Below are 10,358 nucleotides of genomic sequence, written 5' to 3'. Positions count from 1 at the left end.
TTCGCAAGCAGGGCATACATGTCTGGCAGGGCCTCGTGAGTGTATTTCGCGGTGACATCCTCATGCCCGACTTCTCGCGCTGAGTAGTTACGATGCCGCCGCGCTTTTGCTCACGTTCAGAGGGCTGTTTTGATGCTCACGCCTTTGCCGTCTGCCACACCACGCCCACCGCTTCCTCCACGCTCTTGACGCCCGCGTGGCCCGCCAGCCCCGGCGGCACGATCAGCCGTTTATATCCGGCGCGGCCCGCTTCCTCGGCGCGGCGCTGGGAGGCCACCGTGCTGCGGACCTCTCCAGCCAGCCCCACCTCACCGAACACCGCCACGTTCGCGGGTAGGGCGCGGCCCACCACGGCGCTGTAGACCGCCAGGGCCACGGCCAGATCCAGGCCCGGATCGGGAACTTTCAGGCCGCCCGCCAGATTCACGTAGATGTCCAGACCGCCCAGGGTCAGGTCCAGGCGGCGCTCCAGCACGGCCAGGACCACATCCACCCGGCGCGGGTCCAGACCCACCACCACGCGGCGGGCGTTGGGGTAGGGCGTCTTGCTGGCCAGCGCCTGCACTTCCAGCAGCATGGGACGCTGCCCGTCCACGGTGGCGGCCACCACGCTGCCGGGCACGCCCACCGGACGCTCGGCCAGGAAGGCGGCGCTGGGATTTTCCACGGCGATCAATCCCTCGCCGCGCATCTCGAAGACGCCCAGTTCCCCGGCCTGCCCGAAGCGGTTCTTGACGCTGCGAAGGAGGCGGAATGCCCCCACCGTTTCCAGAAACACCGTGGTGTCCACGATATGTTCCATCACCTTCGGCCCGGCCACGGTGCCGTCCTTGGTGACGTGCCCCACCAGCACGGTGGCCGTGCCCGTTTCCTTGGCCGCGCGCGTGAGCATGGAGGTGCCGTCGCGGACCTGCGCCACGCCGCCGGGCGCACCCTCGCCCTCCACGGTCACGGTCTGGATGCTGTCCACGATGCACAGCACGGGGCGGTGTTCGTTCATCAGGGCGGCGATGTGTTCGGCGCGGGTGTCACGCGTGAGCTGGATATCGGCGGTGACCCCCAGCCGGTCTGCCCGTAGGCGAATCTGCTCCAGCGATTCCTCGCCCGCCACGTACAGCACGGTGCCGCCCGCCCGCGCCACGCTGTCGGCCACCTGAAGCAGCAGCGTACTCTTGCCGATGCCCGGTTCGCCGCCGATCAGGGTGACGCCCCCGGCCACCAGCCCGCCGCCCAGCACCCGGTCCACCTCTGAAATGCCCGACGACATGCGTGGTTCCTCGCGCCGCCCCACGGTGGACAGCGGCGTGAGCTTGCCGCCGGAAATGCCGCCGTAGCCCCCGGCCCCGCCGCCGCGCGTTTTACCACCCGTGACCGTGGGCACTTCTTCCTCAAAGGAGTTCCACGCCTGACAGTTCGGGCAGCGGCCCAGCGGTTTGGCCGAGGTGTAGCCGCAACTGTTGCAGACATATTTGGTGGTGACCCTAGCCATCTTGGAGTTCAGCCACTTTTGCTGACGCTGATCTCTGGCGTGCCGGATGGCTCGGAGGTCTCCGCGCTCACGCCGGGCCGCCCGTCCGCGCGCCAGTACGCGCCGTCGGCGGTGGTCAGGTACTCGCTGTCCAGCAGTTCGGTCAGCAGGACCGAGGGGTCTTCCAGGGTGCTGTGGTCGGCCAGGACGCGTTCTACCTGGCCCTGGTTGTAAGACACGCCCGGCTCGAACAGGCCGGTCAGGTAATCCAGAATGGCCATCTGGTGAACGCGGCGGCGTTTGCTGGGCCAGGCGATGATGCGTCCGTGGTCGTCCTGAAAGTCGGAGATGCTTTTCGTCATACCTTCCATGCTAACCGCTGGGGGCAGGCGGCAGCGGGCAGGGAGCCACAAATCGGCGGGGGCGCTCTACAACAGCGAGGGCTTCAGGCAATCCACGTACACGCTGCCCAGCAGCAGCAGCAGGCCGAAAACGATCAGGACACTGATGGTGATTCGCTGGGCGAGCCTGCGCTGAAGGCCGTAGCCTAACGAGGCGATACACACGGTCCAGGCCGCGCCAATGAGCAGATGTTCACGGCCCCCGGCCAGCGCAGAGGTTTTCAGGCACATGACGAAATCCAAGGGGAACAGTCCTTTGAGGGCCGGGCAACTCGCCTTCGTTCCCACTCTGCCGCGCGCCGTCTGGCAGGACTCTTTCAGCATGTTGGATCAAGATGATGGGCGGGGCAAAAACAAAAAAGCCCTCTCCGTGGGGAGAGGGTTGGGTGAGGGGTTCCTTACGCCAGGATCTGTGGTGGGGCCGTCGTTCCGCGCTCGAATTGCAGGCCCGCGTCGGTCAGGACCACGCGCACCTGATCGCCGTCGCGGCTGATCAGTTCCAGGGACAGCGGGTCCTCGATTTCCTCGCGCACCAGCGTGCGGAGCTGGCGGGAGCTGCCCACGGCGTGCTTGGGGCTGCGGGCCTTGAGTTTGCCCACCAACCACGAGGCAATCGCCGGATCGAAGGTGACATTCAGCTCGCGGCTGGCCAGTTCCTCGGTCATCTCGCCCATCAGTTGCTGGGCCACGCGCACCAGTTCCGGCTCGCCCAGCGGCCTGAAGCGGATCACGTCGTCCAGACGGTCCAGGAACTCCGGGGTGAAGATCTGGCGCAGCGGGGCGTTGTTGTCGGGGGTCACTGGGCTAAAGCCAACAGTAGGTCCGACGTTGAAGCCAGTGTTGCTGGTCATGATGATGATGGTGCGCCGGAAGTCCACCGCGCGGCCCAGGCCATCGGTCAGGCGGCCATCGTCCAGCACCTGCAAGAAGGTGTTGTACACGTCCGGGTGCGCCTTCTCGATCTCGTCGAGCAGGATCACGCTGAACGGCTGGCGGCGCACGGCCTCGGTCAGGCGTCCGCCCTGCTCGTAGCCCACGTAGCCGGGGGGGGAGCCGATCAGCTTGCTGATGCTGTGGCTTTCCTGAAATTCGGACATGTCCACCCGGATCAACGAGCGCTCGGAGTGGAACAGGCTGCGCGACAATGCCCGCGCCAGATGCGTCTTGCCCACACCGCTGGGGCCGACGAACAGGAAGCTGGCCGCCACGCGGGTACGTCCGCCCAGGCCCACGCGGGCGCGGCGCAGCGCGGAACTGAGGGCCTTGATGGCGTCGGGCTGGCCGTACACCTGATCTTCCAGGCTGGCCTCCAGATCCCCGAGGTGCTCGGCGGTTTCCTCGCTGTAGATGCCGCCCATCGAGTTGATCACGCTCTCGATGTCCTCGCGGGTCACGTAGGGTTCGCCGTCCTCGTTCTCGGCCACGGGCAGATCGATGCTCATGTTCAGGCGCACGCGGCTGGCGGCCTCGTCGATCAGGTCGATGGCCTTGTCGGGGAAGTTGCGCCCCGGCAGGGAGCGCTCGCCGATACGGACGGCCAGTTCCAGAGCGGCATCAGGAATCTGCACGCCGTGGTGTTCCTCGTACTTGGGTCGCAGGCCGCGCAGAATCTGCAAGGTCTCGGCGGGGCTGGGTTCCAGCACGATGACCGGCTGGAAGCGGCGTTCCAGAGCGGCGTCCTTCTCGATGTAACGGTGGTACTCGCCCGTCGTCGTCGCGCCGATCACCTGAATCTCGCCCCGGCTCAGCGCGGGTTTGAGGATATTGGCCGCGTCCAGGGTGCCTTCGGCGCCGCCCGCACCCACCAGGGTGTGCAGCTCGTCGATAAAGGCCATCACCTTGGCGTTGCGCAACTCCTCGATGATCTGGCGCAGGCGTTCCTCGAACTCGCCCCGGTACTTGGTCCCGGCCACCACGCCGGACAGGTCCAGGCTGATCAGGCGGATGCCGTGCAGGTTGGGTGGCGTGCGCTTCTCGACGATGGCGAGGGCCAGCCCCTCCACAATGGCGGTCTTGCCCACGCCGGGATCACCGATCAGCACCGGATTGTTCTTGGTGCGGCGGGTCAGAATCTGCGTGACGCGGCGAATTTCCTCGCTGCGCCCGATCACCGGGTCCAGTTTGCCCTCGCGCGCCCACTTGGTCAGGTCACGGCCATACTCGTCCAGAAAGGGGGTCGCCACGGGCTTGGCAGGCTTGCCGCCACCGTTCTCGCCCTGCGCCAGAATGCGCCAGCGGATGGTGTCCACATCCTTGGTCAGCTCCTGCAAGATGCGGAAGGCCACGCCGTCGCCCTCGCGGATGATGCCCAGCAGGATGTGTTCGGTGCTGGTCACCTGTGCGCCCAGGCTACGGGCCTCGGAACTGGCGAGTTCCATCACCCGGCGGGCGCGCGGCGTGATGCTGGGGGCGTCGTTCAGGCGGTTGCCCTCGCCGCGCCCGATGATTTCCTCGACGCGGCGGCGCAGGCCGTCCAGGCTGGCCCCGAATTCGGTCAGGATGGTGGCGGCAGTGCCGCCCTCGCGCATCAGGCCCAGCAGCAGATGTTCGGGGCCAACCATCGCGTGGCCCAGGCGGTTGCCTTCCTCGCGGGCATAGTGGAACACGAGTCGGGCGCGGTCGTCATATCGGTTCATGGAAGACCCCCAGGGGGCGAAATCGCACATGCGCGCGTGGCTCGTTCAGAACGCAGAAAGCGGGTGAGGGTAAGGGGAGGAAGTGGACTGGTGGAGTGGGTGAACAGGTCTGAGTTTAGAGCATCCCCCATGCGCCAGACGCGCCTAAACTTACGTTCTTGACCCTCTGTACTGTAAGCCCCCCCACCTGACTCGCTTCTTTCGCCCCGCGCCCCGTACCCTTGACCCCATGAACGACGATGGACACGGCACCCCACCAGCCCAGCCCGAAAACCGCGCCAGAAGAGTGATTTTCGGCTCCCAGCATGACCGGATCATCGAACGGTTGCAGGGACTGGACACCGATCTGGCCGCCCACATCCAGAATTTTGCCTACGACACCGTGTATGAGCAGTCGGCGCTGGACCTGAAGACGCAGGAACTGATCGCCTGTGCCCTGCTGGTCTCGCTGGGCAGCCCGCCGGAACTGCGGACCCACCTGCGCGGCGCAATGAACGCCGGAGCGACGGAAGCCGAGGTACGCGGCGCGTTGATGCTGTGTGTGCCGTACCTGGGATTCCCGCGTACAGTGGCCGGATTCGAGGTGCTAAAGACTTACCTGGACGGCCAGGAGAAGAACAAGAAAAAGGGGTGAACGGGCCGCAGCCTGTCCACCCCTCAGATTGATCTGCTTTAGAACATGTACTTGACGCCCAGACGGGCCTTGAAGCTGGTGCCGGGACGAATAACACGGCTGTCGAAGGCCGAGTAGCTGCCGTCGTTGGTGGCGATGGTGTCGCCCTTGCTGGTGGTGATGGCGCTCTTAAAGAAGTAGTCCGCGCCCAGATCGCCCACCAGGCTCAGGTTGCCGGTCAGGGCGTAGCTGGCCATCGCACCCGCACCGATACCAAACGCGTTGCTGGAATAGGTGGTGCTGCCGCTGCTGCCGTAGTCCTCGGTGGACTTGAACATGCCGTAGCGGGCACCGCCGTAGACCATGGTGTCCACGCCAGGGGCCACTTCACCCAGGCCGTAGGTGCCGTCCACAGAAACCACGGTCTGTCTGCCGGACTCAGTGGCCCGTCCGGCCTGCTTGGCGGCACCGAAGGTCTCGTTGGGGCCGGAGATGCCGGGCAGTTCCGGGCTGGCGTCGTTGATCGCGTCGCCGGGGCGGGTGTAGGCCACGCCCACCTTGACGCCCACGGGACCAACCACGTTGGGGGCATGAACGAAAACTTCGCCGCTCAGGCCGCCCGCGTAGCCACCGGTCAGGCCGAGTTCGAGGTTGTTGAAAGACTGTGCGCCAGCCGTCGCGGCGGCAGCAAGAATGGTCAGGGAGATCAGCTTCTTCATGGGGTCCAGCCTCGGCTCTCAACATGAGAGCGCCTCATGCTCTGGTTGACGACGGGTTTAGGAAGCGGCGGCGTTTGGGTGTCTCTGCCTCAGGAACGCCTCTGGGGTTGTTTGTACCCTTTCCCCACCCGGACGCTGCCCGGCTGCTTCAAAATAGAGGCCCCCAGGTGCCGTATTCTTCTGTCCACTTCTCCTGTGTTCCCCCTGTGTACAGAGATGCTGCTAAACTTGGACCGAGTTTAATTTTATTGCTGGGCGCGCATCGTAAATCGCCCCCACACCCACCCCTCTGGAGGTTGCATGAAAATCTTGACCCTTGTAAGACAGGTTCCCGACGCCGAGGCACGCGTGAAAGTCAGCGGTGACCGCGTCGATCTGGACGGCACCACGCTGGTCATCGACGGCATGGACGAGTACGGCGTGGAAGAAGCCCTGCGCCTGCGCGAAAGCGCGAACGTGGAGGAAATCGTGGCGCTGGCGATTGGCCCCAAGAAGGTGGAGGACGCCCTGCGGACCGCGCTGGCGATGGGTGTGGACCGTGCCATCCACATCGAGACCGATGAACGTTTTGATGCCGTGAGCCTGAGCAAGATCGTGGCGCAGGTAGCGGGCAGCGAGGGCACGGACCTGATCCTGCTGGGCGGCCAGGAAGCCGACTGGGATTCTCAGGCCCTGGGAGCCGCCAGCGCCGAGCGCCTGGGCTGGCCGCAACTGACCTGGACCAACGAGCTGAAGGTTGACGGCGACACCCTGACCGGACGCCACGATGTGGACGACGGCAACGAGGGCTTTAAAGTCAGCCTGCCTGCCGTGGTGACCGCGCAGCAGGGCCTGAACGAGCCGCGCTATCCCACGCTGCCCAACATCATGAAGGCCAAGAAAAAGGAACTCCGCAAGGATGATCTGGGGGGCTATAACGTGCAGCCGTCCGTGAAATACCTGGGCGCAGAGATCCAGACGCGCGCCCGCCTGAACAAGATGATCGACGGCAAGGATCCGCAGGCCGCCGCCGAACAACTCCTTGAACTCCTGCGAAACGAAGCGAAGGTGCTGGCATGATCTTAGTCGTTGCTGAACACACGGGCGGAAAACTCGCCAAGGCCACCCTGGAAATGGTCACTGCCGCCCGCGACAGTGGCCGCGAGGGACCGATCACTCTGCTCGTTCTCGGGCAGGACGTGGCCGGAGTGGCCACTGAGGCCGCTGCCGTGGCCGATCAGGTGCTGGTGGGCGATCTGCCCGCCCTGGCGCAGTACAACCCCGAAGTCTGGGCCGCCGCCGTGACCCAGATTGCGAAGGAAGGCGAGGCCAGCACCGTGTTGATTGGCGGCAGCCGTTCGGGCCGCGAATACGCGCCACGCGTGGCCGTGAAGCTGGATGCGCCGTATCTGGAAGACGTCATCAAGCTGACGGCCAGCGGCGAGGCCCTTCAGGCCCAGCGCTACACCTATCTGGCCCGCGTGACCGAGACGGTAGAGGCCAGTGGGCCGATCATTGTGGCTTCCGTCAAACCTGGCGGTTTTGCCCCGGCAGCCCCGGCGGGTGCGGCGGGCGAGCAGTACGACATCGAGCTGGAGCTGCCCACCCCCCGTACGGAAGTTACTGGCAAGAACGTGGAGAAGACCAGCCGCGTGGCCCTGAGTGAAGCCGAAGTGATCGTGACCGGCGGGCGCGGTGTGGGCAGCCCTGAGAACTTCGCGCAGTACGTGGAAGGTCTGGCCGACAACATCGGCGCGGGCGTGGGTGCCACTCGGGCCGTGGTGGACGCGGGCTGGCGGCCCTACGCCGAGCAGGTGGGCCAGACCGGCAAGACCGTGCAGCCCAAGGCGTACATCGCGCTGGGCGTGAGCGGCGCGGTGCAGCACCTGTCGGGCATGGGCAAGAGCAAGAACATCATCGCCATCAACAAGGACGCCGAAGCGCCGATCTTCAAGGTGGCCGACTACGGCATCGTGGGCGATGTAAATCTGATCGTTCCAGCGTTGATCGCCGCCAGCAAGAAGTAGGCAGAGCAGGGGACAGGGGTGGAGAGGCGTGGCTTCTCCGCCCTTTTCGTTGTCTGCATCAGAGAACGGGGCAGGTTCACCCCTGGCGATTCACGCCCGGCCTCCGTGCGGGAATTCCTGGGTGTGGGGCAACTCCTCGCCCTGCAAAATGCAATGCTGGCATCTCCGGGCGTCGCTTCCCACTTCGTTCAAACAGCGGTTGACGAGGATAAAAAACTGTAGCGGTTCTCGCAATGTGACATGATCTGGTACATAGCTCTGTAAATTTTCGGCTCCAGTATCTGGAGTGCCTGAGAGGCGTCCGGCATCCCCGGCCCTCATGCAGAATCTCCAGGGAGCGCCGATGCTGTGAGTCACGGGAAAGTATAGACTCGGTCCAGGTTCCCCACGTCCGCCCCCTGTTCTTCCTCGCTGCCAGAGTGTGCCGATGATCAGATTCGAGACAACGCCGCTTGCGCGCTACCACCAACTGGTGCAGGTGCTGGCCTCGCTGGCCCGCAACAGTCACGGGGTGGACGCGGTGGTGCAGGCGGTGCATCAGCAGGCCGGGACGCTTTTTTACGCCCACAGCACCCTGCTGGCGCTGCGGCAACCCGGCGGCGACTGGTTGTGGGAGGTGTACGAGGACCGGCGGCGCTACTCCCACCGGTTGCCCTTCTACCCCGAGGGCATCATCGAGCAGGTGTTGCACGGCGAGGCGCTGTCCATCCCTGACATCGACGCCTACCTGACCGAATATCCGGTGCGCTTCCGGCGGGTGATGGACAAGGGCAAGGTGATGTTGACCGTTCAGGCGGAAGACGAGGTGACCGGGCCGCCCACCGTCTCGATGCTGTTCGTGCCGCTGGAGGTGCGGGGCGTGCGGACCGGGGTGCTGTCCGTCCAGAGTTATGAGACCCACGCCTTCGACGACACCGATCTGGCCTTCCTGAACCTGCTGGCCCAGCACGTTTCGATTGCCCTGGAGAACGCCGATCTGCGCGAGGAACTCGAACGGCTGACCCGCACCGACATGCTGACGGGACTGCTCAACCGCCGGGCTTTCTCCCACGACGTGCCCCTGGCCCTGGACACCGCCCGGCAGGAAGGCCAGGAAGTGCATCTTGTCATGCTTGACGTTCATGAATTCAAGCGGATCAACGACGCCTTCGGGCACCAGACGGGTGACGCGGTGCTGGTCACTCTGGGACAGGTGCTGGGTCAGGTCTTTTCCACCCCGGACGTGGCCTTCCGCCTGAGCGGGGACGAGTTCGCGCTGCTGGTGTGGGGCACGGCCCAGCGACTGGACGAACTGACCACGCGCCTGAATCACGGGTTGCGGACCGCCGCGTGGCCGGGCGGTCTGGGTCCCATCTGCCTTCAGGGCGGCGTGGCCCAGCCGCCCCCCGGCGCGGGCCTTGAAGAGTGGCTGTCCCTGGCCGACGCCCGGATGTACCGCGCCAAACGGCAGCGGACCGTGGAAAACGTGGCGCACGGTGGCCTGGACTTTGGACACGGCCTGGGCTGAGGGCCGGGAGACCTGATTGCTCTGTAGGCTTCGGCCCGTGGGATGCCGCCGTAAATCTTTATCCAGCCCGCTCGGTAGGCCCCTGTCAGGACCCTCCGGCTACGCTGCGGGTATGGATCACCTGGGGTCTGGCCTGCTGCTCGGTGTCTCCGCCGCGCTGCTGCTGGCGGCTGGGTTCTGTCTGGGCAGACGAAGCACACCGGGCCGGGCCAGTCGTCTGCCACCTCCTGGCATTCCTGATCCGCCGGTGGACGCGCTGCCGCCGCATCTGGCCGTCGAGACCCGGAGTCCATTTTTCAGTCTCAGCGAGGGCGCGTTCTTCCGCACGCTGGAACAGGCCTTGCCCCCCGGTTACCGGGCCTTTCCCAACGTGCGGCTCTACGATCTGTTCGTGATCGTCGCCGCCCTGCCCCCGCAGCAGGCCGCCCTTGCCAGCCTGCGTGACGAACACATCGACTTTCTGATCGTGGTGCTGGACGGCCACCGTCCAGTGGCCGCCATCGAACTGGGCGGCAGGAACGCCAACCACACCGAACAGCACCGCCGCGATGAAGCCAAGAACCTGGCTTTTCGCAGCGCGGGTCTGCTGCTGCTGCGCCTGCGCGCAGAGGAAGACCACACGCAGGCCAGCCTGGAAGCGCTGCTGTGGCAGCACCTGCGGCCCGCCGAACGCGAGCTGGTGTTCTGAATGCCAGATCGGGGTTTGTAACTACTCAGCAGGGGGACTTGCGAAGCGGGCGAGTGTAGAGTAGGCGCATTCAAAACGACTGCGCCAACTGCAAACGACTGGGAGCTGAACTGGCACAGCTTCAACTCGCGTTTGCTGCCTTGCTCGCCCGTGTTCAAGATCTGGAAGCCCAGCTCGCGCAAACCAGCAAAACCTCTAGCCAGCCTCCCAGCCAGGACAAACCGTGGCTTCCCAAGAGTGAGCGCCAGAAGAGCGGTTGCTCTTCTGGCGGACAGCGCGGCCACCCTGGCAAGACGCTGAAAATGAGTGAGCATCCTGAT

The 10,358-nt window shown here is 65.3% G+C and carries 11 protein-coding genes; 6 read left to right on the top strand and 5 right to left on the bottom strand.

Annotated features, from left to right (window positions below; translation table 11 throughout):
• Positions 1-136: 136 nt before the first annotated feature.
• The 4 genes from radA to Q319_RS0120745 form a co-directional block, all read right to left on the bottom strand.
• Entirely contained in the window at positions 137-1,489 is a 1,353-nt protein-coding gene (gene radA, locus Q319_RS0120760; protein WP_029484341.1) for a DNA repair protein RadA, read from the bottom strand.
• 8 nt (positions 1,490-1,497) lie between these two features.
• Positions 1,498-1,830, bottom strand: a complete 333-nt coding sequence (locus tag Q319_RS0120755) for a DUF2087 domain-containing protein (RefSeq protein WP_029484340.1) — start codon at positions 1,828-1,830, stop codon at positions 1,498-1,500.
• Between the two features lie 66 nt (positions 1,831-1,896).
• Positions 1,897-2,193 (bottom strand): hypothetical protein, encoded by a 297-nt coding sequence (locus Q319_RS0120750; protein WP_162178685.1) that lies wholly within the window; start codon positions 2,191-2,193, stop codon positions 1,897-1,899.
• 74 nt (positions 2,194-2,267) lie between these two features.
• Complete coding sequence (locus tag Q319_RS0120745; RefSeq protein WP_029484338.1) at positions 2,268-4,505, bottom strand: ATP-dependent Clp protease ATP-binding subunit; 2,238 nt, start codon at positions 4,503-4,505, stop codon at positions 2,268-2,270.
• Between the two features lie 229 nt (positions 4,506-4,734).
• Between Q319_RS0120745 and Q319_RS0120740 the strand changes: the two genes are divergently transcribed.
• Positions 4,735-5,139 (top strand): carboxymuconolactone decarboxylase family protein, encoded by a 405-nt coding sequence (locus tag Q319_RS0120740; RefSeq protein ID WP_029484337.1) that lies wholly within the window; start codon positions 4,735-4,737, stop codon positions 5,137-5,139.
• 38 nt (positions 5,140-5,177) lie between these two features.
• Here Q319_RS0120740 and Q319_RS0120735 read toward each other — a convergent pair whose 3' ends face one another.
• Complete coding sequence (locus Q319_RS0120735; protein WP_029484336.1) at positions 5,178-5,837, bottom strand: hypothetical protein; 660 nt, start codon at positions 5,835-5,837, stop codon at positions 5,178-5,180.
• Between the two features lie 300 nt (positions 5,838-6,137).
• Between Q319_RS0120735 and Q319_RS0120730 the strand changes: the two genes are divergently transcribed.
• The 5 genes from Q319_RS0120730 to Q319_RS28835 all read left to right on the top strand — a co-directional run.
• Positions 6,138-6,896: an electron transfer flavoprotein subunit beta/FixA family protein gene (locus Q319_RS0120730; protein ID WP_029484335.1), complete on the top strand. Its 759-nt coding sequence runs from the start codon at positions 6,138-6,140 to the stop codon at positions 6,894-6,896.
• Positions 6,893-7,843 carry an electron transfer flavoprotein subunit alpha/FixB family protein gene (locus Q319_RS0120725; protein ID WP_029484334.1) on the top strand — a complete coding sequence of 317 codons (951 nt, stop codon included), beginning with the start codon at positions 6,893-6,895 and terminating at the stop codon, positions 7,841-7,843. The genes Q319_RS0120730 and Q319_RS0120725 overlap by 4 nt, the downstream gene beginning before the upstream one ends.
• 427 nt (positions 7,844-8,270) lie before the next feature.
• Positions 8,271-9,350 (top strand): sensor domain-containing diguanylate cyclase, encoded by a 1,080-nt coding sequence (locus Q319_RS0120720; protein ID WP_029484333.1) that lies wholly within the window; start codon positions 8,271-8,273, stop codon positions 9,348-9,350.
• Between the two features lie 112 nt (positions 9,351-9,462).
• Complete coding sequence (locus Q319_RS0120715) at positions 9,463-10,038, top strand: DUF2726 domain-containing protein (RefSeq protein ID WP_029484332.1); 576 nt, start codon at positions 9,463-9,465, stop codon at positions 10,036-10,038.
• A 98-nt stretch (positions 10,039-10,136) separates the two neighbouring features.
• On the top strand, positions 10,137-10,358 hold a 222-nt coding region (locus Q319_RS28835), incomplete at its 3' end, for a DUF6444 domain-containing protein (RefSeq protein WP_245619422.1).

It is taken from the genome of Deinococcus marmoris DSM 12784, assembly GCF_000701405.1.
Taxonomy (GTDB): domain Bacteria; phylum Deinococcota; class Deinococci; order Deinococcales; family Deinococcaceae; genus Deinococcus; species Deinococcus marmoris.
The sequence above is the reverse complement of the archived record's forward strand: the minus strand, read 5'-3'. Positions and strand labels throughout refer to the sequence as shown.